Below are 24,432 nucleotides of genomic sequence, written 5' to 3' on the forward strand. Positions count from 1 at the left end.
GTATGAAGCACACCCGGCAGGATTTGAAAATCATGCAGGGTTGGAGCCTCGAAAGAAAAATCAGAGTTACGCAGACGAGAATCATGGAATGGTATATGCGGTACGATGGGCAGGTCTTTATCAGCTTTTCGGGCGGTAAAGACTCCACCGTGCTGCTTGATCTGGCACGGCGGGTCTACCCTGATATTCCTGCTGTGTATGTTGACACGGGGTTAGAATACCCTGAACTGCGCGATTTCGTAAAAACGAAGGACAATGTTATTTGGCTTCGCCCGCGCTATCCGTTCACTCAGATTCTTGAGAAGTACGGCTATCCGATCATCTCCAAAGAGATCTCGGATGTTATCAATGGCGCAAGAAAGGGACAACCTTACCGTCTGGCGAGAATCAATGGAGAACTGCTGGACAAGAACGGAAAGAAGTCGATCTACAACTGCGAGAATTACAAATATCTTCTGGACGCTCCCTTCAAGATTTCGGCAAGGTGTTGTTACCACATGAAAAAGGCGCCGCTGAACAAATTTGAAAGGCAGTCCGGGCGGCACCCGATTACGGGTGTCCTGGCCTGCGAAAGCAAGCTGCGGGAGCAATCCTGGATCAAGTTTGGCTGCAATAGCTTCGAGCGACAGCGGCCTCTCAGCCAGCCCCTTGCGTTCTGGCTGGAAGAAGATATTTTGCGGTATTTGAAAATGACCGGCATTCCCTATGCCCCTATCTATGGGGAGATTGTTGAAAGCCGCAAGAAGAACGGCACCCCGATTCTGAAAACCACCGGTGTTTCCAGATCGGGGTGTATGTATTGTATGTACGGCGTTCATCTGGAGCATGAGCCGAACCGATTTCAGCTTATGCAGGTGACGCATCCCCAGCAGTATGATTACTGCATCAACAAACTGGGGTGCGGCGCTGTGCTGGACTACATTGGGGTGCCTTACCGCAATCAGCAGTTGGAGGTGGATCATTGTTAGGTTCTAAGAAAAAAGAAGAAGTGCTTCCCGTTAATGAAGCGCTGTTAAATGTCATTACCCCGATGGGGCTGGAAATCAAGCGGAACAGTCTGGTCATCGGTGAAAATCTGGGCAAGGTGTACGGCGCCGTCCGCTATCCGCAGAAGGTGGATATGGGTTGGCTCTCCAAGATCACCAACATCCCCAGCACCATCGTTTCGGTGGGGATTACCCCCATTGACAATGGTGCGCTCATTTCCGCAATCTCCAAAAGCATTGTCCAGCAGCGCGGCGCCGCTGACAGTGCTAAAGACCCGCTGACCCGGCAGCGCGCCGAGAAAGCCGCCGAGGACGGCGAGAAAATCATGCAGCGAATCGACCAAGAGGGCGAAACGGTTGCCATGATGTCGCTGACCGTGATGCCGATTGCACAGGATGAGGCCAACTTCACAAAGGTCTGCCGCCGTGTGGAGAGTGCCTTCAACATCCAGAAGTGCAAGGTGCGCACCCTCGCCAATCTCCAAAAGGAAGGGTTCCAGAGCATTTCTCCCACCTATCCGGCTAACGCCACGGTGGACAGCATCGTGTCCCGCATTATTCCCATGAGTACCTTTGTGGGCGGGTTCCCGTTTGCCAGCTCCGGTTACAACGATGGCCGGGGCTATTATTTTGCAAAGGACAGCAACGGCGGCCTGGTGATTCTGGATACCTGGGAGCGCGGAAACGACCGCACCAATAGTAGCTTCGTGATTATGGGTGTGGCCGGTATCGGCAAGAGTACCGTTGTGAAGCACATCATGCTTTCGGAATACATGAAGGGGACGAAAATCCTGTGCATCGACCCGGAATCCGAATATAAGGATATGTGCCGGAACCTGAACGGAAGCTGGCTCAACGCTGGCGGTGGAAAAAACGGCCGCTCCAACCTTTTGCAGATCAGACCGGCGCCCCGTGACGATGACGATGAAACCGACAAACTCTATACCGATGAAGGAAACGGTATGTCTGATATGGCGCTGCACATGAAAACGCTGGAGATTGAATTTTCCCTGTATCTGCCCAGCCTGACGGATATGCAGAAAGCGATCCTCAAGCAGACGATCATTGAACTCTACAATCAGTTCGGCATCTTCTGGGAAACGGATATTCGGCAGCTCAAGGCCACGGATTTTCCCATTCTGTCCGACCTTCACGCCCTGCTGGAAAAGAAAGCGGAGGCCAACAAGGAGAATCCGGTATATCGTGATCTGGCAATGCTGCTGTACGACGCCGCAGCGGGCAGCGACAGCTTTCTGTGGAATGGTCACACCACGCTGGAGGCCAATTCCCGGTTTATTTGCCTGGATACCCACGACCTGCAAAATGCGTCGGATAATGTCAAGCGCACGCAGTATCTGAATTTGTTGAGCTGGTGTTGGGAGGAAATGAGCCGCGACCGGAATGAGCGCTGCCTGTTGGTATGTGACGAGGCATATCTGATGATCGACCCGCAGGTTCCGCAATCCCTGGTGTTCCTGCGCAATGTGGAGAAGCGGGCAAGAAAATATGAAGCTGGACTGGCGATCATTTCTCATTCCGTGGTGGATTTCCTGGCCCCGGAGGTCAAAATGTACGGGCAGGCCCTTTTGGATATTCCGTGCTATAAAATCCTGATGGGCTGCGACGGCAAAAACCTTCAGGAAACCAAAGACCTCTACAACCTGACGGACGCGGAGCAGGAATTGTTGGAGAGCAAACGGCGCGGACACGCGCTCTTTATCATTGGGTCCAAGCGGCTTCATGTAAACTTTGAGATTCCGGCTTACAAGTTTTCCTATATGGGCAAAGCTGGTGGCCGGTAATTCGGTGGCGACCGGGAGCAATCCCGGTCGCCTTACTTATTCCACACAGGAGGTTTTCAGATGAATCATGCGGAACGATACGAATACCTGGTCAACAAGATGGCTGCTATACGCTGGGGGGGCAGTGATTTGGACGCTTCCTATCATGCCGCCCTTTTCCTGATGGCTTCCCATCCGGCTCTCTTTGAGAAGATGGATCGCTACCTCTGCCCGGATGGAATTGACTTTACCAAGATGATGCGGAAAGAGGAATTTGAATATGACTGGATGAAGATGACGGCGGATGCCGCCCGCAACCTCTTTTCCTGGAACAGCAAGTGTGCTGCGACCCCCTTTGAGATTTCGCGGATGCCCGCCCCGGCGATTCGAGCGCTCTTTACGGCCTGCTTCATCGCCAATGGGGACTACATGGTATCTGTCCGGGAAAATGACAAAGGAGAAAAAGCGTTTGAAATTGACGACAGCGCCGGTAAACGGCGGGAGGCGTTCAATCTGCAAATGGAGCAGATGATGGAAGCCCCCGGTATGGAACCGGACTGATTATGGAGGTGATTTTTTGGCTGTTGATCCGTTGACTGCAAAAATTTTGGCAAAGGTGGCTATGCAGGCGGCTACCGACTCCGAGAGCCGGAAAAGAATCCTGTTTATGATCCTGGCCCCGGTTCTGGGGCTTTTGCTTTTGATTGCCTTCATCCTGTACCTCATTACCAGCCCCTTTTCCGTGCTGTCCCAATGGTTGATTGGTGATGAGGTAAACGTGGTAGAGGATTTTCAGAAGCAATATGGTTACAACCAGCAGCTCGGCATTTATGAGAAAGACTATATAGACGGTAGTGGTCAGAGCTATGAGGGCGTCATCTTTACGGATGGGGCAACCGAAGTTGTCTACTACAATCAGTTGGATGAGCGTTGGGCCGATCTTCCGTATGGAACCGATAATATCGGCGGTTATGGATGTGGCCCGACCTCTATGGCGATTGTGGTATCCAGCCTGACAGACCAGACCGTTGATCCCCCCACAATGGCAGAATGGGCGTATCAGAACGGCTATTGGTGTTCCGGCAACGGGTCCTATCACTCGTTGATACCGGGGGCTGCGGAGGGCTTTGGGCTTCAATGGGAAAGCATCAGCACCGATGACCCGCAGGCCGTGGTGGATGCTTTGGCATCCGGGAAATTGATTGTGGCACTCATGTCAAAAGGCCACTTCACATCCAGCGGTCACTTTATGGTGCTGCGTGGAGTGACCTCTGAAGGAAAAATCCTGGTGGCCGATCCTGCCAGTAAAAAACGAAGCGAACAGGAATGGGATATATCAATCATTCTGGATGAGGCCAGAAAGGGCGCCGCAGCAGGCGGTCCCCTGTGGGCGATCTACTAAAGGGGTGCGATATGAATAACCGAAACAAGCTGATTGAACTGTTTATCTACATCGTGATCGTAGTGGTGGGCATCGTCCTTTTGCTGACCGGCGGGGCGGATGACAAAACCAGTGCTGAAAATATGGGAGGTGAATCCTATGCTGTTGTACTTGACGAGTAACCAGAAAAGCAACCTGATTGACCCCGCTGTGCGGAATATGACTCTGCCCGCCAAGAAACTGGTCGGCCGGTTCAGCCTGAAAAGTTTCGTTACAAAAGATATGCGCAATTATGCCAACGCCAAATTCTTTGTGGTGGATGCGGCGTGTATCGAGGAAAGCGGCAATGATTTCACCCTTGCCCTGCAATCCTTTCAGATGATGTTCTCCGCCCGGATCATCGTCATCCTCTCCGGCTGCGAGGATGTGAACGGCGAGGTACAGCGGTTACTGTCCATCGGCGTTGTGAATCTGGTTACGGGTGAAACGATGGAGGACGCCTTGGACGAGCTGACAGAAGCACTTTCCGAAGATGGGATGCAGCGGTATGTGGTAAAGGCTCCCGTCTACGAACAGCCAGTTACTCAGCGTGAGAAAGCCCCGGAGCCGGATGAAATTATTCCATACCGCTGGAACGCCCGGAATATCCGTATTGCCGTGGCCGGTTCGCAGCGCAGGAGCGGCGTGACAGTGACGGCCTTTAACCTGGCATCTTGGCTGGCGGCCAGAGGTGCGGAGGTGGCATATATCGAAGTCAATCAGAACCGCCACCTGCAGCTCCTGCTGAACATCTACGAAGCGGCGCCGGATGGGGAGCATTACACCATTGATGGGATCGACTGCTACCTGACCAACGAACCGGATAGGGAGTATCAGTTTATCATCTATGACTGCGGCGTGATGCAGACGCCCACCTCTATTTTCCGTGACGCGGATCACCGGCTCCTGTGCGGAAGTGTCCTGCCCTATGAGATTCCGGTGTTCCACAAGGCGTTGTCCGAGTGCGGTTCGTTGGAAGTACGCCCGGTAGCGATCTGTGTGCCGCAGGAAATTCAGGAATACTGTATGGAACTCTTTGGGGAAAATGTGCAGATTGCGGCGGCATCCCACGACCTGTTTGCGAAACGGGTCAATGGGCAGATCTACCGGCCGCTTGTGGAGAAGTATATTGCAGGAGAAAAGCGCCTGTAACAGTATGACATGATTGGGAGGATTGGAATATGGTAAAGTTTGAGTATATGCAGCGGGCATTTTCTTCTGAACTGAAGCCCAGAGCACGGCTTGTGCTGCAAGTCCTGGCTCTGCATTGCAACAAAGAGGGCGAGTGCTTCCCCTCTATCAAGACCATAGCCGCCAAGTGTGGCTATGGGGTGTCCACCGTAAAGCGAGCGCTGGATGAGCTGGTGAAGGCGGGATATATCGTCAAACAGGCCCGGTTTGACGAGCGTAAGAACGGCGGCCAGACCAGCAACCTCTATACTTTATGCTCTGACTTACTCTGCCCTGACGAGCCGGAAAACGCCCCTGTGCTGGAAGATGATGCGTCTGATGAATCCCCGGCAGTGCAGCCGGAAAGCGCCCCTGCGGATGCCTGTAATGCCTCTGATCCCACACCTGGGGAACAGTCTGCCACTTTGCCAACAGCGGATTCCTACTCCTTTGCAGATGGCTTTGAAACCAAAATCGGGCGGCAATTCTGCCGCCCGATTCGTATGTGGACTGGGGGGCAGTCCATTTTTATACCCCCTTGAACCGTACAGGTGAACAGATACTTACGGATGAAGAAAAAAGTAATAGTTAATCCAAAAATTGCAAAAAATAGACGGCCAGGGGTCGAAACCCCCGCCGTCAGTCCTTGGATTGCAGTCGGTTAATAAAGCCAATTAGCATAATCAGATCTTCGTCCTTGAGTTTTCGCATTCCGTCCATCGCTTTACGGATTAACTGTGGATTGACCGCTTCTGCATCAAAAAACTGCAAAGGGGTAATCTCAAAGTAATCACAAATTTTTAAGAACTGAGCCATTGACGGAAGAGATCGACCGGATGAAATCCCCTGAATATAGCTCCGGTTCTGTCCTAAAGCCAAACTCATTTGATATTCTGATGCGCCTTTTTTCAAACGCAATTCGGTGATCCGATTGCGGATAAATTCTTCATCCATATCCTCACCTCGCTATATACAAGGATAACAGATGAAATGCCTGGATTATAAACATAGTATGTGTTATAATATTGAATATATGCCTATTTACGCCGTTTTATTTGCGTTATTTCATTTTTGTATGCGTGAGATTTGAAGTGGGGTGAAGTTTTTGGAAAAAACATACGCTTGTGCCATTACTGGGCACCGTCCAACTCGATTTAAGTTCAAGTATAATGAAGGGTATTCGTTGTGCAAAAAGATAAAAAAAGCAATGCTAAAAACATTTTGTCATTTGCATGATGAAGAAGGTATTTTCCGCTTTTATGTTGGAGGTGCATTAGGGGTAGATATGTGGGCAGCCGAACAACTCTTATATCTCAAAGAACAACCGGGATATCAAGATATTGAGTTAATTGTTGCACTTCCATTTGAAGGGCATGATTCGAAATGGGATGCAATGAGCAAACAGCGGTTGCAGATAATTATTCATAATGCCACAAAATGTATTGTTATAGGACAAAGTGGAACTACATCCGATTATAAAAAGAGAAATTATTATATGGTAGATCATGCAGATTTCTTGCTGGCAGTCTATGATAACAATCGTAAACTACGATCTGGGACAGGCCAAACAGTAAATTATGCTTTGAAACAAAATCTTCGTATAATTTTTCTCCATCCTGATACAGCAGAAATAAGTTAATGGTTTAGTTAGTTCATAAAAAATTTTCACATATACTATTGCATCGTTTTTGGTTGCCTTTTATAATATAAATACCATTTCCTTGTTTTGTATTTTATTGAAAGGGTGGCAGTGAACGATGGCACGAAAATCCTATTCAGATAAGGAACGCGAACAAGTGAAAGAAGCTCTCCTGATAACTGTTCTTGAAAGTATTGTAAATCAGGGACTTGTTCATAGTAGCATTGCTATTCTTTGTGAAAAAGTTGGAATTTCTAAAACTTTCTTTTACAGCTTTTTTTCTTCAAAAGAAGAACTTGTAATGCAGGCACTTCGATATCAGCAGCCTAAATTGCTACGCTATGCACAAGAACTGATGAATGACCCCAAACTCAGTTGGAGAGAAAGCGTCAAAACCTTCTTGAAAAATTGTTGTTATGGAGAAAAAGTTGGGTTTGCAGTCTTATCAATAGAGGAAGAACAGCAAGTATATCGCTGCCTTTCCAACGAAAATTTTCAAGCGTTTCGTAACGACCAGTTGTATTTATATCGCAACTTACTTACAATTTTTGGCGTTCCGATGGACAACATTGATCCACGGTTATTTGGTAATCTGTCCTTAACAATGATGATGAGTTATAAAGCTATTCCTGATACTATGCCTTTCCTGTTTCCCGAAGTAGCAGATGATATGGTAGAATTTCAAATCAACGCCCTGCTGGATGAAATGCAGCGAGCAAAAAAGGAAGCGATAAGGTGACGCGAGATGCACAGAGATAAACTTCCATGTTCTGTGGGATTACAGAGCAAACAAATACATTCAAAGACCAGAACAAGTCGGATTTTTGCAACCGGCTTTAGATTTGCGCGGCCTTTTTATGTCCTGCGTTCGTCTGCCCTTGTGGCAGTGCGGCGCAGGGCATTTTTTATTGTTCGGAAAGAGGTGGCCTGATATGAGTTTACCAAAACGAAATAGTGCGGACGGGCGCTGTTACTGGATGAAGCCCGAGGTGCAGGAGGAACTGCAACCGCTCTTTGACCAGTGCATCCAGGATGCCATTGACGGGAGAATCACGCGGCTTGATTCTCTCTGGCCTCCGGTAGTGGTCAGCAGCGAAGGCGCGCCCTTTGAGGTGTGGCAACTGCTTCGGACATGGACCGAAGCGCAGCGGGCTGAGACCCTTGACGCGGAAAAGGCCATCGCCTTCAGCGAAAACCTGCGCCGCCAGAGCCGGTGGGGTGAAATTGACCACCATCTACTTGATATGCTGCAACGGGAGCTACAGGAGAAATATTTTATCGTGACAGGCAATGAAGATGACCACTTCTGGGATCGGGAGTATTCCCTAAAACCAGGTATCCGTGCAGAGCAGGTCCCGGAGCCGCTGCTGCGTTTCGCCTGCTATGTGGCGGTGAGCTATAAGGTATATGGTATGGACTTTCAGTATCTGGACGCCAATTACCTCTTTGGATTGGTGGAGAAAGTCCGTCCGGATATGGTGAAAAAGCTCCGGGAAAATGGAACCGGCAGGCTACCGATCTCTCTGCAAAAGAGAAAAACAGAGCACTTCACCGCATCGGCCAACGATGCCTTTGCTGTGATCCGTATTACTGCCAGGGACAACACAGAGGAATGCTATTGCGAAGTGCTGAACTACCTGTGTGAGCTTCTGGAGCAAGAGGATTTTCCCCGCAGCTATGGGGTGGAGTTCAAAGGACCGGAAAAGAGTTATCTTCCCATCACAGGACTGCCCAAAAAGGGAGTAAACCAGCTCTTTGCCTGTGCCGTGCAGTACCCCGGCCTCCATCCCCTGATGGAACGGTACGCCCGGCTTGCCATGCGGCAATATGAGCAGTACACCAATCTCAGCGATGAGCACTGCGCGCTCCCCGGAAGTTTTGCCGTGTTCGCCCTGGGAATGCTGGGGCAAGAGTGGCGGCAGCTCCTCTGGGATTATCTCGATCTCTGCGATGATGAGCACTCCCACTTACAGGAAAAATTCCTCCGGGAGTATGTGAAACAGTTCGGATTTACCGCCGATACCGTCCCTGTATTTGTCCGTGGGGTGCTGTCCATGCAGAACATGAAGTATTCCAAGGACTATGCCGCGTGGATGGCAAACGCAGAAAGCCTGGACGCTCTGCTGGAGGCAAAAATCCATCTGTCCGAGATCGTTCCCAGCGGTTTTTCCTCCGACGAGGATGACGATGATGACGAGGACGAGGAACCCGCCGAGGAAACAGAAGCCAGCCCGGAAGAAGTGCTGCAATACGCATGGGAAACGGTCTGCTATGTGATCTGGGGCAAAGCCAGCGCCAAGGGTGGTCAGAAAGTAGTGGAAGCAGCTCCGGAGGAACTGAAGGAACTTTACCGACAGATTTTTATTCCGATAACGAAGAACCAGGAAGGAAGTGGTGGCCTGCTATGAGTTTGCCGAAACGCGACGGCGTACAAGGCCGTTACTATTTGATCCAGAAACCAGATACGAACCCCGAAGTGCTGGAACACGCCGATCAGTGCATCCAGGATGTGTTGGATGGAACTGCAAAAGAAAACCATTCCGGCTATCCGGTGGTCGTTCGGAACCAAAGCGGAACGCCCTTTCTTCCCAGCCAGCTCCTGGAGCGGTATCTGTACAAACTGCCTTTGAAGGGATTCCCCTATGAGGAAGCGGTTGTATTCTGCGATGCCCTGCGACGGTTGGTGGGCTGGAGGGAGATTGGCCATACCTTGGGAAAATACATTAAACACCAGGTGCAGGAGAGGTTTTTTGAGATTAGAGAGAATGAGGACTACTTTTCGCCTTTCCCGCTCTGTACCGCATGGCCGGAGCTGCGGCCGGAGGATGTGGACGAGAACCTGCTGCGCTTTACCTGCTATGTTGCGGTCTGTTATACGGTGTATGGAGCCAGCGATAATACGGTTATAACCGAACACTACCTTGATCTGGTTTCCCAGCTTCGCCCGGATATGGTGAAGCAACTGAAAACAGCCGGCAGCGGCAAATTACCAAAGGACATCCAGCAGCGTAAGACGGAGCATTTCACCGCATCGGCCAATGATGCGTTTGCTGCCATCCGCATCACCGCCAGGGACTCCACCGAGGAGTGCTATGCTGAAATCCTGGACTACCTGTGTGCGGTGTTGGAGCAGGAGGAATTTCCCCGCAGTTACTCGGTGGAGTTCCGTGGGAAGGAAAAACTCTATCTGCCTATTCCCGGCCTGCCCAAAAAGGGAGTCAATCAGCTCTTTGCCTGTGCTGTGCAGCACCCCAATCTTCATCCGGCTATGGAGCGATACGCTCGTCTGGCTATGCGGGAGTTTGAGTGGTACCAAAACCTCGCAGATGAAGCCTGTGCGATGCCCGGTACCTTCGCCGTGTTTGCCCTGGGACTGGAGGGAGAACCGTGGGTGCCGCTGGTGACGGAATATCTGGATCTCTGCGATGACGAGCACTCCTCTCTGCAAGGGAAATTCCTTCATGCCTTGATCCGAAAGTTTGGGTTTCAACCATGGACGCTGAGGGTATTGGTGCGGGGCGCATTATCTATGCAGTGGCTGGAGCCTGCCAGAGAATTCCGCAGCCTGATAGCCAATGGGGAAAGCCTGGATGCACTGCTGGCAGTCAAGCGCCGCTTTTCCGCTTATCTCCTGCCGGAAGAAAACGAAGACCCGAAATTCCGGGCCATCGCTTGGCAGAGCCTGCTCTGGGCCATCTGGGGGCAAGCCTCTGAAAACGGCGGCAGCAAGGTCATTAAGACGGCTCCGAAGGAACTGAGAGAAAGGTATCAGGAAATTTTTCAATAGACTATAAGGAGGACTCGGATGAGTGAAGTAAGCTATTCAAATGTACCTCCCATGATGGCTGCCATCAAAAGTGGTGACATAGAGGCGATTCGTTCCCTGCTTCACGCAGGGCATTCTCCCAATGAGCCACAATGCTATCATGTAATGATTGGAGATTGGCCGCGGGATGACGAAGCCTCTCCGCTGGAATTGGCTGTACTGGAAAATCGGATGGACATGGTACAGCTCCTGATCGAATGCGGAGCAGATTTGACCCATAACCCGGAAGAATTGCTTTGTGGTTCCCTGCGCAGTCAAGACCTGACCCTGTTTTCCTTTTTGGTAGATGTGGGAGTCAGAATCCCCGCAACGCAAAGGGATATATGCAGGCTGTTTCTCCACTTGGTGGATCGGGATGAGCCTAATGTACTCCCCATTTTGAAAAGGATGGGCATGGATTTGAAACAATACGGCGGTGAAGCCCTGCGCAGTATGGCGAGCCATGGAAATCAGCTGCTGGTGGAGTATCTGATTCAAAACGGGGCGGACATCAACTATCACAAGCCAGATATGGTGTTTCCCTACGCTTCGACTCCTGTCACTGAAGCTGCACGGCACAACGATTTTTCTATGGTGCGCTGGCTTGTGGAACAGGGTGCAGACATCACCATCCCGGATAAATACGGTGACCGGCCCTACACCGTGGCAGTACAGAACAAAAATCAGGAAATGGCCGCCTACTTAAAAGCTCTGGAGCCGGAGGAATGGCATAACGAACAGGAAAAGGCGCGTCAACTCACGCCTTACAAGCTGCCTGCCAAGCTGGTGGAATACTTAAAGACCGGCCCCTTGCGTCTGGAATTTCCAGAGCGGGAACTGGTGAAATGGGCGGAACTGTACCCCTACATGGATGTACAGGAGATGACCTGGAAACGGAAAAAGTTGCTCTCCCTTATGGCGAAAATGGACAATTACAGCGACTATTTGCTGCTGTGGAGTCCCAGAGATAAGAAACTCTGGTATCTGGACATTGAGCATAAGGAGTTTCATCCGTTAGCCAAATGGGAGGAATTTATTGCTGATCCCGGAAAATATCTTAATGGAATGATTGAGGGAGAGTTTGAGGAATAAGGAGAGAACACAAATGACAAAAGAGCAACTCTTATCTTTATGGAATGCGGACAACTGGGAGGTAATGAGCTGCGGGGTCTACCTTACGGCGCACCGGGCGGGGAAGGAACTGCATATCAACTGCAATGGTTATACCGAGGCAGAGATTCTGGCCATGCCCTTCTGGGAGCGATTAGCTCAGGAACTGGATGAGTTGGACCGGCAGGCCCACGAGATCTTACAGAAAGAATTCCCCGATGATGAGGACATCCCCGGTCTGGCCCTGACCGACATTACGATAGACAAATCCGGCTGTTACGGGACATTTTCCCTCTGCTATGATACTGGGGACTCTCCGGCTGGGGAACTCTATCTCAATGTGTCCTTTGACGAGCAGTTCGTGCCAAGCCCGAAGGTTGGCTACGACACCTTTTGATACAGGGAGGCTCCCCTATGGCATTAAAATTGAACTTTCGTGAAGTCACACCGGAAGATACCGAAATTCTTCGTATGATAGCGTTGAGAAACGGGAAAGCAGAAGATTACCTCTGCTGCGATGTTACCAATGAGGATGGTGTAACGCAGACTACCTGGTATAGTAAGGCGGATGTGGCCCTCTGGGGGGAGGATTATATCCGGGCGCACACCACAATGAAGTACAGCGATTATAGCGGATGGATCATCATTCTAGATATGGAGCCGTGGAACGATGCACAGGCATCACCACGAAAAAAGAAGAAACGGGATTCCTTTCCCCAAATCCCTACCTGGCTGGAGGGCCATGTCAAAGAACGAAAACAAAAGCGCCTGCCCACCGTGACCCTCTGCTCCTCTGCCGGAAATGAACTGCTGGAAGTGTGGTATTACGGAGAATTGCTCACAGTGAAGGGAGAGTCCCAATCCTATATCATAGATAGAGGCGAGACCCCCGGACTGGTGGCAGCCCGCGACCCAGAGAGCGGCGAGGAGTTCGTCATCTTCGACGGTGGGCAGCATGGTTATGATAATATGTTCTGCGATGAACACAATCCAGCCCAGCTGGCGCATCGCCCCCTCCAGCGGTATGAGATCCCTGCCTCCAAGTTGGTGCTGGAACTGGGCTACAATATCGACTATGAGGATGAAAAAGAGAGCTTCGAGGTAGACGAGGCTGATACCGTGGAACTGGTTAACGGTGAGCGGATGCCCTGGGAGCAGGTCAAACGGGACGGCATTGACTACATTGCACTTTACTATGTGAATGATAAAGGAAAACAGGTGCAGATTTTGGATGCGGAACTGGCATGAGTACAATAGGACTGTTTTGGTAAGAATTTGATGATTACTGGTGTTGATGATGTAAGCCGAGAAAAGAAGTAAGGTGTGTGATCAATGATTACTGGAAAGTATTTGGAGAATCCTGCGTTATATAGTCCCGATGAACTTGAACGATTGGACAACCATATCGAAAAATATTTTGGAAAAGCCACAACAGTGGTTCATGAGTTTTTCAGCGAAGATATTCATGTTGATGTCTCCATCATTCCGCCCCATGAGGAACACAACTATTATACTTTGGTAACCACAGGCATGGGTGCGTTTTCGATGAAGATCCCAAGTGAATATCAAGAGGATGGCCTTCCCTCTCGGATAGAACTGATGATGTGCCTTCCGCCTGAGTGGAACCCTGAAAGTAAGGAAAGCCAAGAAAATTGGCCAGTAGAGCTGCTTCGCTATTTAGCAAGATTTCCAATCATAGAAAGCACTTGGCTGGGCTATGGGCATTCTATTCAAAACGGAACACCATACGCAGATAATACATTGCTGGCAGGGTGTGTTCTTTTAGGCGTACAGGATGCGCCGGAGGGTGCTGCCGTCTGTAAGCTCTCAGATGGAAGTTGGGTCGGTTTTTATCAGGTGATTCCTCTGACAGAGAACGAACTGGAATACAAGATTCAACATAGTACAGATGAAATGCTGGAATACATGGAAGATGTAGACCATGTTGTATATTTCCAAAGACCGGATACCAAGTTTGAATAACACAGAAGAATAAGGAGAGAACGCAACATGGAACAGGCATATTGCACCGCAGTTTTCTGGCGCGGCGGAGAAAAGATTGATCTGAATGGGCGAAAGCCGGATGCGGTACGGTGCCTATCTGTGACGGGAGAGCGGAAGGTGAATCTGTCCTTCCTGCGAGATTATCCCAATCTGGAGGAACTAACCCTAATGGAAAAGTGTGAGGGTGTAGAAGTTCTCTCCGGGCTAAAGCAGCTTCATACACTGTCCCAATGGCTGTCGGCCCCTGTTTCCTGGGACAATGTTTCTCTCCCCGGCCTGCGTGTTCTCCACCTGCGTGGGGAAAAGAATGGCGACATCACCCCACTTCTCACCAGCATTACCTATCTCCATTTGGAGGAAATGCGGAAAACGGAAGATCTTGCCGCTTTCCTGACTCCAGCGACCCGGCTTCAGAAACTCTATCTCCAGTCACTCCCAGCTGTGCAGGAACTACCGGCTCTGGATGGGCTTCCTTCCCTTTATGCCCTGAAACTCTATGAGCTGCATAAACTAAACGATTTGTCCGCCCTCTCTCACAGCCATTTGCGCTACTTTGCCGCCTCTCTGATCGGGGATAAACTCTCCGCCCAGGCGCTGGCAGATGCTGTGATGGCGATTCCCAATCTGGAGGCAGCCGCGCTCCAGCTGGCGGATCGCTCCGAGCGGCGCTATGGCGGTGTCCAAAAAGCCTTTGCCGCCGCTGGGAAATCCGCATTGCTGTGGGAGGAAATTAGTGCTTTGACCACATGGCTGTCGCTGTAACCTGGGGATTGGGGCAAGAATGATATGGAACAGTTTTTTGAACATTCCGATTTGGGATTGGGAGCACTGACCTTTCAGAAAGGACCAGGGACCATCCACTGCTGGACTGGAAGAATCGCAGACACAGAGATCCTGTTTTCCATTATTTTGAACACATCTGAACTCCGGTCGGCAAACCTGGATTTTATCCGTTCTGTGCTTCAAAACTGGCGGGAGTATCTTTCAAAAGCGGAGCATGAGATTCAGGCGCAGATTGGTAAAAGCCCTGAGAAGTTTGGATTGCAGCGCGCTCCATTCCCTGAAACGGAGATTCCCGCCGAGCAGCCGCAATTTCTGTTTTATGATGAGACAGAATGGGGCCTGCACTTTGAGATTTGTACCCTTCCTGTGGGGGAGCCATTTGGACTTATGGTTGAGTTTTCAGGGGATACGCCAACGGATGTATATGGCTTGTCGGAAGCGGAAGAAATAGAAGCGGACATGGAATAATATAAAGGAGCCGATCAGATTGTGTGAGAATGCGAAAATTCTTTGTCCTTACTGTTTGACGAGAGAAATTGACCCGGCACAGGCGATATGCTCTGCTTGTTATTCAAAAGAGGATAAATGGGAGCGAGGCAGTTGGGATGACCTACGCAAGCGCAAGAATGCCGATGAAATCCAGATGTTTACCATAGCCAAAAAAGTAGATGAAGCGTTCCAGATACCAGAAAATGAAGCTTATGCCTGTATAGAGAAACACGAAATGATTCAGGCTGAGGCCTTGGAACGGGAAATGGAGGCTTTTCACCGGCGGCGCATCCTTTGTATGGTGGAGATATTTTCCAAGATTGATTGCGGCATCCTCTTTTCTGGCTATGTAGAACTGGATACCTATTTCAAGAATGTGTGGGATTATGCCCATCAGCGCATTGCCGCAGAACAGCTCAGAGAGGTTCAGGAGTATCTGCGGTCACAGATTCCATGGAAATCCCTATCCAGTCAGCGGATGGATCTGGGGGCAGAACTTCTCAACTTTTGGTGCGGAGAAGATGAGTTGGATTGGGGCTATTCTCAATATTTTGAGATTGCAGCAGGTAATCTCAAGCCGTTTCTTGCAATGACCTTATTCACAGAGATTCTGTGTAAGCATTTTCCAGATGTAATGTCTGCGCCAGTCAAGCGGCTGAGCAGCAAACTTTGAGGCACTAAAAAGGGGGTACTTTCATGCCAGACTGGGCACAAATCATATCCGATGCGCTGGACATTCTAAAATTTGACGGAGCCGTACAGGACACTCTGGCGGAACTTCGAGGGAAATGGGGCGCACAGGTCCCGGCGCTGCTGGATGAACGCTTTGACGCTATCGGCATCCAATATATGAAATTGCCCCATGAAAAAGGAGCGGCGGCCTTGGGGCAGGAACTCTCTGCCTTCGGCTGGGCGTTGTATAACCTGGACGATGAGGACGAGTATCTGTTTGCCTTGATCCCAGAAGAAGAACGCAACGAATGGGAACGCTACTGCAAAAAGCAGGGGCAATATTGCCACCTGATGAAACAGCAAGGGCGAAAATGGGGCGACCATGCCAAGGAGCAGGACCCTGGGAAGCTGATGCCCTGCGAGGAGTACATACTTCAGGATGAGTACGATTATTTCTTCAACTCCCTGGCGGGTGATTTTGCGGCGGGCGAATGGAAAAACCAGGATGCAGAAGAATGGAAAAACGGCTGTGTGGCCGATCTGCGCCAGCGTCCGCCCCAGGTGACCCGCGCCCACAGTTTGCCGCATCTTGGGTGCCTCACTTATTCCGCAGAAAATGGACTCTATGCCGCGTCCAGGACCGCTGGCAGCGGGACTATTGGCCGAGCATTACTGAGCAAGAATCCAGCCACGCTCAACTGGGCCGAACCGTCCCCCGTTGGATATGACGGTCCACCCCGGACCCTGTGCTGGGCTGACCATTCCCTCTGGGTGGGCGATCCCACCAACGCTACGCGGATTGAACTGACTGACCGGGGCACCTGCCAGGATGTGAAAAACTGGACTCTGCCGGAAGATGGATGGAGCACCAAATACCATTGCGGCATTACGACAGACGGTCTGGGCCGGGTCTACTTTTCCAACGAGTGGTACAAGGGGCAGATTTACCGCTGGGAAAACGGCAAGGTAACAAAACACGCCTTCTCTCTGTATGGATACGACCATCTCTCCGAGGCCGTCCCCGTTCCCGGCACAGGCCGTATCTACATGATCCACGCCGTCAGCGGCAAGGGGCGTGTGGAGGAATGCTTGCTGGAGCTGGACATGGACATCGGGCGGTGCCGCATCGCCTCCCTGCCCGGAATGGGCGAGGGGCTGAAACTACGCTGGTTTACCGGGGACTGGCTGTTGGTGCAGGGAAACGGCGAAATCCTCTCCGATGACTTTGCCCAGCTCATCAATAGGAACACCCGTGAAGTGCTGCGTATCCGTCCGGAAATGTTCGGCGGGGAGAAAATGCAGCACATTGGAATACTCACCGATGGCACGGTGGTCATCGTCACCCGGCGGGACAGGGTTGGGCCGGTATTTCGTTATCCCATCGACTTCTGGGGCTTCCTTCGGACGGCAAACAAGCCCAAAAAGCTGGAATGGCGGGAGTACAAAGAAGTGTACCCGAATCTGCCCATCTTTCTACCGTCCAAGGCCACGGAGCGAAAAATCATTCTCAAAAAAGACAGCCTGACCATCCTGGGGTCGGTATTTACGCCGCCGTTTACCCTTTCGCAGCTGGCGGAAAAGTTGGGGCCTGCCCGCATTGTCCTGCAAAATGGAACACGAAAAAGCCCCATGACTGGCCGAGAGAGTCCCTATACCCAGGCACTTGCTTTGTGGGACGAGCTTGGACTCCAGGGCTGGTTAGATGAAGATGAGCAGACCATCAAAACCCTTGGTGTCCGGGTAGCGGCACAGGGAGAGTATGCGGTTCGGCAGACATTTGACGGAGCGGTTTGGATCGGGTCCAAGGACTACCGGGAGGCCAGCTGGAAGGATTTCGCCGGATTTGCCCATACCCTCAAATTAGGCGGCTTTACCGTTTATACCCGCTTGCCGGGTCCTGTTCCAGAGGAGCAGGCAGAGCGCAGAAAGCAGCTGGAGGCCCTCTCCGCTATGGTGCAGATCAGCTGGAAAGAGCCAGAGAAAAAGACGGCGAAAGCGCAGAAATACAAGTTATCCAAGCCGACTGAGCCAGTGCTCACCTTTACCAGTTTCAACTTCAAACTGGCGGTGCTGGAAGTCCTGATGTATGAGAAAGGCTTACTGGCTCCTAAACTGGACGCCTATGAGTTTGCCAGAGAGTACAGTCGCCGCAAGATCGACATTGACGCGGAAGGGTATGAACCTATCCCAGAGATTCAGAAGTGGCTGGAACAATACCCTGTCCCGGCGCGGCTGGCCCCGGAGGTCACAGAAATCGAGATGGATGGCGGCAGCGAGATTTATACCCAGCTCTGTCCGTTCTGGGATGGCGAGGACGGAGCCTTTGATCTCAATACCATTACGGAGGATGAACTGCGCCAGTTCCCTAATCTCAAACATATTACCCTCATGTCCTCTAAGCCGGAACAGGTGCTGCCGGTTCTGGAACGGTGCGGTATCAAAGCAGATTTGCTGTGAGGTGAAAGCATGAAAGCGAAACTAAAAGTGATAAAGAACTGGGAGTTCGAGGAATTTGAACTGACGGGAACTTCCTTCAAATACAGCCCGACTGGATGCAAAGGTATGGTAGCCCGCAGCGAGGATGAAATTGTGTTTTGGACCTATCATCTCGTGCAAAAGTGCAGCGGCGTTTTGTGGGTCAAAGGCGAAGTTTCCAGGTGGATTCCCAGCCCGGAGCCGAAAGAGCAGCAAGATGTTTGGGAAGTTCCTGTCTTGCTCTCATGCGACAGAGGAATACTGTTGGTTTGCCCCGCCAGTAAATCCCTTTGGTGGATGCCGCAGATGGATGGAGAGTGGACTCCGATCCCCATGGATAACTGGTGCGCCCAGGGCATCCCTATGCCGGTGGCCGTCACCGGAAGCCAGGGCGTTTTCCCTATTGTGTGCCGAGTGGACAACTCCGCTGATGCGACCAACAGTTTTACCAGCCTGACGGTAGATTTTGAAACCATGACTGCACACTGGGCAGAAAGCGGCTCTTGCGTATACAGCAAAGCAGGAACCCGACAGACCCATTTGGCGGCGGTAGAGCGAGCTGGCGGCAATTTTGCCCAGGCAGACTTTCACTACAACTATCCTATGATTGGTTCCATACTGGAACAGAACGGACAGTTTTATGCCTTTTTGGAAAGCAGCACCATCAATCCGGCGGGTCTTTCTCTCATGGGCTACTATTGGTATCTGGAACTGGAGGAAAACGGACTATTCAAAAAGAAACTGTGGGGCAAAGATAATTTAAGCCGCCTGCCCGGAAAACATGGGATGCGCGGAAAATTCTCCGGTGACAGGACTTGCCTGATCCTATCTCCCATTTTTAAGAATGATGACTGGAAGGGTAAACAAAAGGTGCTGCGCCTTTCGGATTTGGTGCTGATCGACCTTGCCATGCCCCGTGGATACGCTTCCTTCCATGTGCTGGATGTATGGGGAAATCGGGCATTTCTCAGCGATGAGAAAGACAAGCTGGTTCTTTGTGAAATGACCTTGGAGTAGTTATGAGGGCTGAGTATGCTTTTCAAGAAAAAGATTGTATTTACGGAAGGAATGAATGAAACCCTTTGTTCTTTCGATGAAATACCCTGGTTTTCCTGTTGTGGAGTTCCGTATGATAAACCATCGTATTACCCATATCTTCAGGAAAAGGACCCAAAACGAGCAGAAAAACTACTGCTGCATACAAAGAACTACTCAGGAACCGTCTGCCTTACGAATTTGTTCAAAGAAGGCATTTGTCGTGCAGATACCTTTATTCTGCAAACGGCTGGGTGGAAGTTTTACCAGAATGAATTCATGCCATGTGTGGAGGCCAGTTGGCGCACTTATGAAAAAAGAGCATTGAAGGCAAATGGCCTCGATCTAAACTCGGTGGAAAAAAGATTCCTTCGTGATTATGGCTTTCCTGACAGTATAGATCTTCAGTTGTGCCGAATGGTGCAATATTTGCTGGTTGAACAATACTTCCTTGAAAGGTTTCCTCAGTTCCCTCTATTTTTCAGCCGGATCATTGATATTTACAAGGATGGTCATATCGTGCTTGGCTGGAGTGGAAGATTTGCATCGCATGAAACGAATCTGGAAAATGAAAACGGAGTTCCAATCTTACCAACAGACGGAAGTTTGATTATATGGTAGGAAAACAAGAACTTAATTGCTGTGAGACGAGGGAAAATGATATGGCATTACAGGAAAAGAAAATAATGCCTCCCCCTTGGCTGGCCCACCGGGAGATCGAGAGATACTCTATTGGCTGGCGCATGGGCTATGGGGAGGATTACATATACCGATTTGGCGATTGGCTGGACACCCTCTCCCCGGATGAGCAGACAGAATACCGCACCCTCTTTCCCGAGCCGGTAACCTGGAAGGGCTGGTGGGATGACGAAGATAGCAGCGAAGTGCTGGAACATGGGGACTTCTGGGTGAATGCGTGGCAGCCGGAAGGAAGCCCTAAGTACACTCGCCAGTGGCTCCAGCAGGAATTTTCCATGGGGAGAAAGCGGGAACTGTGTCTGTTCTGGGGCCATCAGCCTGCCGAGGACGGCCAGCTGACAAAAAGCTGTCTCAGCCAGTGGTGGATGGAGGATTTCTGGTCCGTTGCCAATACCTATCTTTGTATGGAGCAGTATATGATGGCAGGCAAGGCGGAACTGTTCAGCGATCAGGAGATTCGGGAGCAAATTTTGAAATGCAGCGACCCGAAACAGATCAAGGCCCTGGGCCGCAAGGTGCGGAGGTTTGACCAGAAGGTATGGGACAAGTTCAAATACGCCATTGTATTGAATGGCAACTGGTGCAAATTCAGCCAGAACCGCAACCTGCGGGAATTTCTCCTCTCCACCGGAGATAGTGTGCTGGCGGAGGCCAGTCCCTACGATAACATCTGGGGCATTCGGCTTTCAGCCAACTCCCTGGAGGCGCAGGACCCGATGAAGTGGCGGGGGCAAAACCTGCTGGGTTTTGCTCTAATGGAGGTACGGGACGAACTGCGCCGGGTCACGCAGAATGAAATGTTGTGCGACTGGAACGCAGTCTGAGGTAAAATGATGGAATTATTTGCAAAAAGAATGACTTGGGAGCTGGACAATGAGGAAGGGCTGTCCTGCCTGTTCTTTGAACTGGAGGATGGTTACTTTACACTCTCCCGCAAGACCGGCGCGGAAGCACTCCGCTTGGAAATGAACGATCCAGCCAATGGTCAGTTGATTGACCCGGACTGTTTTGAATATGCCCTTGATAATACCAGGTTTCGTCTAAATATCGTGCGGAACAACCGAAAGGTTCTGCGGTATCTGGAAGAACACCACATCAACACGGAGTTGTATGGAGAAATCGTCCTTCACTACACTCCTCTCAGCAAGCCACAGCTTGAATCATTATCTGCCGTAACTCTCAGGCTGTTTTTCGGTGAACTACTTTTTTAGGCGGAAACAGAAGTGTCGTTGGCAGAAATCACGCGAGGGGATAACTATGGTTAAAATTCATCGTATTTGGTTCAATACGGAGAGAATGGACAGAGAGGATCACTACAAAATCACATTATTCAGTCGCCCTCGTGTATCTATTCATGTGGACGAGTACATTTGGAGTTTCATCGAAGAAAACATTGTGAAGCCACACAAGCTTATGCGTAGTGAGAAGCATGGGTATCTGTTGGACATTTCGTTTGACCAGTTTGACCCGGCAAAACACCGATATTTTCCGCTTTCCTCATACAACGGCTTGCTTCGGGAAGGGGTCGAGATGGACAGCGCCAACAGAAGCTATTTCCGCGAGGACTTTGCAGGCGGCAAAGATCGGACTACCTGGTTCTCTCCCAATAAAATATGGACAAACTGCGGCGACAAGGTTCTGAATGTGGACATCAAAGCTGCCAATGTGAGCGAGAATATTACCCCCAGAGAATACGCAGATTTGCTTTTCGATGGAATTGGAGCGGCCTTGGTGTTCAATTTCAAAAGGCTCAAGCGCGAGGAGTTTGATGGGCTGAAGCCCAAGATTGATTGGAGCATTGTAGAAAGCTTCCCCTTTCCCGCACCCTTTGAGGAACAGCGGTACATTGGGGATGAAGGCGAAATTCATGTGTATTCTTGGGATGGCCGAAAGGAAACGACCCTTGTTGGTCCCTATTCCGTGCGGAAGTTGTACCTGGAGCATTTCGGAGAATCGTGAGGAGGAATTTTGCCGTGCAAGTCTGGTCAAAGATGGATTTTGGCACTGGAGAGATTATCTTTTTGGATATCACGCAAAAAGAAGATATGCTGCAAGTAGAATATCCGAACTGCTTTCTGCTGGATATGGGCTGGTATCAGGACAGATACATCATTTCTATCATTCAAAATTTTGATTGGACGCATCCAGTCCAGCAGTATGAAACAGCAGAAAGGAATCAGCTTCCCAAGCTGTTGACGGAGGCGGTTCGCCTTGTGGAAAAGGAATCACAGTCTGCCGGAGCAAATTGAAAGAGGTCTTGTTATGAACGAGAATTTATTTCGACCACAATTTGATACATTGAAACTGTCCGATAAGCTCTGGCTGATGCAGACGCTGGCGACTCGTTATCATTTGACATTCAAGGAACTATACGCCTTTTCCCGCTGGGGACAAAGCTGCACCACCGGCCTATTTGAAAAAGGTGGCCGGGAGTTTGTCTTTGTCCCGGGCGATACCGTGATTCTTGGCTGGGAGAGCTTTGTCCAAGGAATGGACAAGGCCAACCAAGAGGAACTGGCGGATATTTTTGCGGAAATCGAATATGAGGGCTCTGCGGAGGAATTTCTCAGGCAGGGCATGACCCCAGTACGCCAGGTGACCATCGCCCCCATGTTCGTGGGCAGAAAACTGGAGGAAATTGGCTGGGAAAGCGTACCCATGAACGATCCACGCATCACCGCCCACCCCGACTGGCTGGAGAACTTGCAGAAGTGGGCGGGCCAGAACAGCCAGAGCTTTGAAATACACGAAACTGTCCGCTTTGAACGCAATGGTGATAGCTGGCGAGCGTGGCTGTGCCATCCAATGACCTACCCGGAATTTCAGCGGTCCCTGTTGTGGGAGCTGGCAGCCAGCCTTCCCACGCCGGATGAGTGGGCCTATCTGTGCGGGGGCGGATGCCGCACCCTGTTTCCCTGGGGGGATGGACTGGACCACAAGATGAAACTGCACCACTTTGAAAACGGGGAAGATCAGGGTAAGCCATACGACATGGAGCAGCCCAACTTCTTTGGCCTGTCTATCGCCTACGACCCCTATAAGCGGGAGTTGGTAGACGGGAAAACATTGACCACCTGCGGCGGCGACGGCGGCTGCAATGTCTGCGGTGGCATGGGTCCTTTGCTTGGATATTTACCCTGTTCCCCTCACTGTAAACCGGAGGTTCGGGAGGATAATGAGATTCACAATGACTATGACTTTTTCCGTCCTGTTATCCGGGTGCAGACATCCGGGTGGAGAATAGTATCACCCGAAAATGAGAGGTGATATTGATGAAAAGCCGATTGGAGCAATTATTGGACGAGCTATTAAGACAAATTGATATACCTGCGATGGAGCAAGCCATGTCCAAGCAGTATAAGAGCCAGATCCGCAGACGCTGGGAACTTCCGGCAGACTATTGGATGCTGTTGGAGCGCTGCTGTGGACTGCGAACCGTGTGGAGCAATGATACCTATGAGGCCCTGGAACTGTGGGGACTGGATACCCTTGTGAAGGGCCAGGAGGGATACGCCTATAATCCTGTGGAACAAAAGGTAATTAAAGATTGGGACGAGCATCTTGTGGTGATTGCGTCTGATGCTGGTGATCCATACTGCCTGGACCTGCGACGGAACGATACAGCCGTGTTCTGGGCAGAACATGGCGCCGGAACTTGGGACTTTCAGCCTGCCTTTGATTGTTTGGAAGATTTTCTCGAAAGCGTTTTGGATGTACCCAAAACGCAGGAATATGAAACAGCATATCCCTATCACTACATCCGCCTGATTGTAACCGGGATTTCCGACACCAAAAAGGCTCTGGTGTTTCTAAAACAGCATTTTGGCGACAGCAGCTTTCAGCAGACAAAAGACAGGCTGAAAGAACTGCCGCTCTTGATCTATTCCGGTCTTGATACCGGAACCGCCCCGCTGGAAAACTCTCTTGACCGCTGGGGATTGATGTACGAAAAGCAGCAGATTTCGTTGGAAAAGTTTCTGGAAGATCAAGCATATATCCGCAATCTGTAAGGTCGAAGCTGCGTTGTGCAGGTGCGATTCATCGGCATTGGAGCCCGCTAAAGACAATCCAAATGAGCAAAGTACACAATGATGTGATTTTTGGAGGAAGTCATGATCAAAGCAATTATGAAAATCCATACCACTTCTTCTTCGGTTACATTTGTATGTGGCGATGTTGCTATTATTGGAAACGGTGAGTTTCGGGCTTCATCAGGAAAAGTGGATGGCTTTATCCTGTATGCCGACACTTTACAGTATGAAAACGGGGCGAAGCTCTCACGGGATGAACAGGAAAATTTGAAGTGCCTGTATCAGCACTTTGTATTGAACCGTGAAGATTTCATAGACTGGGATATTTGAAAA

General features: G+C 50.5%; 29 protein-coding genes. 28 read left to right on the plus strand and 1 reads right to left on the minus strand.

Annotated elements, in window-relative coordinates; all coding sequences use genetic code 11:
* The first annotated feature begins 2 nt into the window (after window positions 1–2).
* From ACSAMP_RS12675 to ACSAMP_RS12705, 7 genes are read left to right on the plus strand one after another with little or no spacing between them, the layout of a single operon-like run.
* Window positions 3–968, plus strand: coding sequence for a phosphoadenosine phosphosulfate reductase family protein (locus ACSAMP_RS12675; RefSeq protein ID WP_457800694.1), 966 nt, complete (start codon window positions 3–5; stop codon window positions 966–968).
* Entirely contained in the window at window positions 962–2,788 is a 1,827-nt protein-coding gene (locus ACSAMP_RS12680; protein WP_457800695.1) for a VirB4 family type IV secretion system protein, read from the plus strand. The genes ACSAMP_RS12675 and ACSAMP_RS12680 overlap by 7 nt, the downstream gene beginning before the upstream one ends.
* Before the next feature lie 60 nt (window positions 2,789–2,848).
* Window positions 2,849–3,328, plus strand: a complete 480-nt coding sequence (locus ACSAMP_RS12685) for a hypothetical protein (protein WP_457800696.1) — start codon at window positions 2,849–2,851, stop codon at window positions 3,326–3,328.
* 16 nt (window positions 3,329–3,344) lie between these two features.
* Window positions 3,345–4,169, plus strand: a complete 825-nt coding sequence (locus tag ACSAMP_RS12690; protein WP_087271385.1) for a C39 family peptidase — start codon at window positions 3,345–3,347, stop codon at window positions 4,167–4,169.
* 11 nt (window positions 4,170–4,180) lie between these two features.
* Window positions 4,181–4,330: a hypothetical protein gene (locus ACSAMP_RS12695; protein ID WP_006354152.1), complete on the plus strand. Its 150-nt coding sequence runs from the start codon at window positions 4,181–4,183 to the stop codon at window positions 4,328–4,330.
* A complete protein-coding gene (locus tag ACSAMP_RS12700) occupies window positions 4,308–5,339 on the plus strand; it encodes a hypothetical protein (RefSeq protein ID WP_457800697.1) in 1,032 nt (343 codons plus the stop codon). The genes ACSAMP_RS12695 and ACSAMP_RS12700 overlap by 23 nt, the downstream gene beginning before the upstream one ends.
* 29 nt (window positions 5,340–5,368) lie before the next feature.
* Complete coding sequence (locus ACSAMP_RS12705; protein ID WP_457800698.1) at window positions 5,369–5,899, plus strand: helix-turn-helix domain-containing protein; 531 nt, start codon at window positions 5,369–5,371, stop codon at window positions 5,897–5,899.
* A 97-nt stretch (window positions 5,900–5,996) separates the two neighbouring features.
* Here the strand turns inward: ACSAMP_RS12705 and ACSAMP_RS12710 are convergent, their stop codons facing one another.
* On the minus strand, window positions 5,997–6,311 hold the full coding sequence (locus tag ACSAMP_RS12710) for a helix-turn-helix transcriptional regulator (protein WP_006354155.1): 315 nt from the start codon (window positions 6,309–6,311) through the stop codon (window positions 5,997–5,999).
* A gap of 142 nt (window positions 6,312–6,453) precedes the next feature.
* On the opposite strand from ACSAMP_RS12710, the gene ACSAMP_RS12715 reads away from it, so the two are divergent.
* The 21 genes from ACSAMP_RS12715 to ACSAMP_RS12815 all read left to right on the plus strand — a co-directional run bounded on the left by ACSAMP_RS12715 (window position 6,454) and on the right by ACSAMP_RS12815 (window position 24,429).
* A complete protein-coding gene (locus tag ACSAMP_RS12715; protein ID WP_006354156.1) occupies window positions 6,454–6,996 on the plus strand; it encodes an SLOG family protein in 543 nt (180 codons plus the stop codon).
* A gap of 118 nt (window positions 6,997–7,114) precedes the next feature.
* A complete protein-coding gene (locus ACSAMP_RS12720; protein ID WP_025543803.1) occupies window positions 7,115–7,735 on the plus strand; it encodes a TetR/AcrR family transcriptional regulator in 621 nt (206 codons plus the stop codon).
* Between the two features lie 193 nt (window positions 7,736–7,928).
* Window positions 7,929–9,404, plus strand: coding sequence for a DUF6138 family protein (locus ACSAMP_RS12725; RefSeq protein ID WP_457800699.1), 1,476 nt, complete (start codon window positions 7,929–7,931; stop codon window positions 9,402–9,404).
* Complete coding sequence (locus tag ACSAMP_RS12730) at window positions 9,401–10,783, plus strand: DUF6138 family protein (RefSeq protein WP_457800700.1); 1,383 nt, start codon at window positions 9,401–9,403, stop codon at window positions 10,781–10,783. The genes ACSAMP_RS12725 and ACSAMP_RS12730 overlap by 4 nt, the downstream gene beginning before the upstream one ends.
* A gap of 18 nt (window positions 10,784–10,801) precedes the next feature.
* Entirely contained in the window at window positions 10,802–11,893 is a 1,092-nt protein-coding gene (locus ACSAMP_RS12735) for an ankyrin repeat domain-containing protein (RefSeq protein WP_015565824.1), read from the plus strand.
* A gap of 13 nt (window positions 11,894–11,906) precedes the next feature.
* Window positions 11,907–12,308 carry a hypothetical protein gene (locus ACSAMP_RS12740; protein WP_419500887.1) on the plus strand — a complete coding sequence of 134 codons (402 nt, stop codon included), beginning with the start codon at window positions 11,907–11,909 and terminating at the stop codon, window positions 12,306–12,308.
* A 17-nt stretch (window positions 12,309–12,325) separates the two neighbouring features.
* Window positions 12,326–13,159 carry a hypothetical protein gene (locus tag ACSAMP_RS12745; RefSeq protein ID WP_419500888.1) on the plus strand — a complete coding sequence of 278 codons (834 nt, stop codon included), beginning with the start codon at window positions 12,326–12,328 and terminating at the stop codon, window positions 13,157–13,159.
* Window positions 13,160–13,243: 84 nt separating this feature from the next.
* Entirely contained in the window at window positions 13,244–13,894 is a 651-nt protein-coding gene (locus ACSAMP_RS12750; protein ID WP_036627022.1) for a suppressor of fused domain protein, read from the plus strand.
* Window positions 13,895–13,921: 27 nt separating this feature from the next.
* Window positions 13,922–14,677 carry a hypothetical protein gene (locus ACSAMP_RS12755; RefSeq protein ID WP_457800701.1) on the plus strand — a complete coding sequence of 252 codons (756 nt, stop codon included), beginning with the start codon at window positions 13,922–13,924 and terminating at the stop codon, window positions 14,675–14,677.
* 24 nt (window positions 14,678–14,701) lie between these two features.
* Window positions 14,702–15,166 (plus strand): hypothetical protein, encoded by a 465-nt coding sequence (locus ACSAMP_RS12760; RefSeq protein WP_025543807.1) that lies wholly within the window; start codon window positions 14,702–14,704, stop codon window positions 15,164–15,166.
* 19 nt (window positions 15,167–15,185) lie between these two features.
* On the plus strand, window positions 15,186–15,860 hold the full coding sequence (locus tag ACSAMP_RS12765; protein ID WP_025543808.1) for a hypothetical protein: 675 nt from the start codon (window positions 15,186–15,188) through the stop codon (window positions 15,858–15,860).
* 23 nt (window positions 15,861–15,883) lie between these two features.
* Window positions 15,884–18,316 carry a DUF6892 domain-containing protein gene (locus tag ACSAMP_RS12770; RefSeq protein WP_457800702.1) on the plus strand — a complete coding sequence of 811 codons (2,433 nt, stop codon included), beginning with the start codon at window positions 15,884–15,886 and terminating at the stop codon, window positions 18,314–18,316.
* Between the two features lie 9 nt (window positions 18,317–18,325).
* Entirely contained in the window at window positions 18,326–19,351 is a 1,026-nt protein-coding gene (locus ACSAMP_RS12775) for a hypothetical protein (RefSeq protein WP_457800703.1), read from the plus strand.
* 15 nt (window positions 19,352–19,366) lie between these two features.
* Window positions 19,367–19,990, plus strand: a complete 624-nt coding sequence (locus ACSAMP_RS12780) for a hypothetical protein (RefSeq protein WP_025543811.1) — start codon at window positions 19,367–19,369, stop codon at window positions 19,988–19,990.
* A 41-nt stretch (window positions 19,991–20,031) separates the two neighbouring features.
* Entirely contained in the window at window positions 20,032–20,892 is an 861-nt protein-coding gene (locus ACSAMP_RS12785) for a riboflavin biosynthesis intermediates N-glycosidase (protein ID WP_025543812.1), read from the plus strand.
* Window positions 20,893–20,901: 9 nt separating this feature from the next.
* Window positions 20,902–21,279, plus strand: a complete 378-nt coding sequence (locus ACSAMP_RS12790; RefSeq protein WP_025543813.1) for a hypothetical protein — start codon at window positions 20,902–20,904, stop codon at window positions 21,277–21,279.
* 46 nt (window positions 21,280–21,325) lie between these two features.
* Window positions 21,326–22,027 (plus strand): hypothetical protein, encoded by a 702-nt coding sequence (locus ACSAMP_RS12795; protein ID WP_025543814.1) that lies wholly within the window; start codon window positions 21,326–21,328, stop codon window positions 22,025–22,027.
* Between the two features lie 14 nt (window positions 22,028–22,041).
* Window positions 22,042–22,317: a hypothetical protein gene (locus ACSAMP_RS12800; protein ID WP_025543815.1), complete on the plus strand. Its 276-nt coding sequence runs from the start codon at window positions 22,042–22,044 to the stop codon at window positions 22,315–22,317.
* 13 nt (window positions 22,318–22,330) lie between these two features.
* A complete protein-coding gene (locus tag ACSAMP_RS12805; RefSeq protein ID WP_055180721.1) occupies window positions 22,331–23,335 on the plus strand; it encodes a hypothetical protein in 1,005 nt (334 codons plus the stop codon).
* Window positions 23,336–23,340: 5 nt separating this feature from the next.
* Complete coding sequence (locus ACSAMP_RS12810) at window positions 23,341–24,078, plus strand: SMI1/KNR4 family protein (RefSeq protein ID WP_008394714.1); 738 nt, start codon at window positions 23,341–23,343, stop codon at window positions 24,076–24,078.
* A gap of 102 nt (window positions 24,079–24,180) precedes the next feature.
* Window positions 24,181–24,429, plus strand: a complete 249-nt coding sequence (locus tag ACSAMP_RS12815) for a hypothetical protein (RefSeq protein ID WP_006354168.1) — start codon at window positions 24,181–24,183, stop codon at window positions 24,427–24,429.
* The last annotated feature ends 3 nt before the right edge of the window (window positions 24,430–24,432 follow it).

The sequence above is a fragment of the Flintibacter sp. SJQ-8 genome, assembly GCF_054108085.1.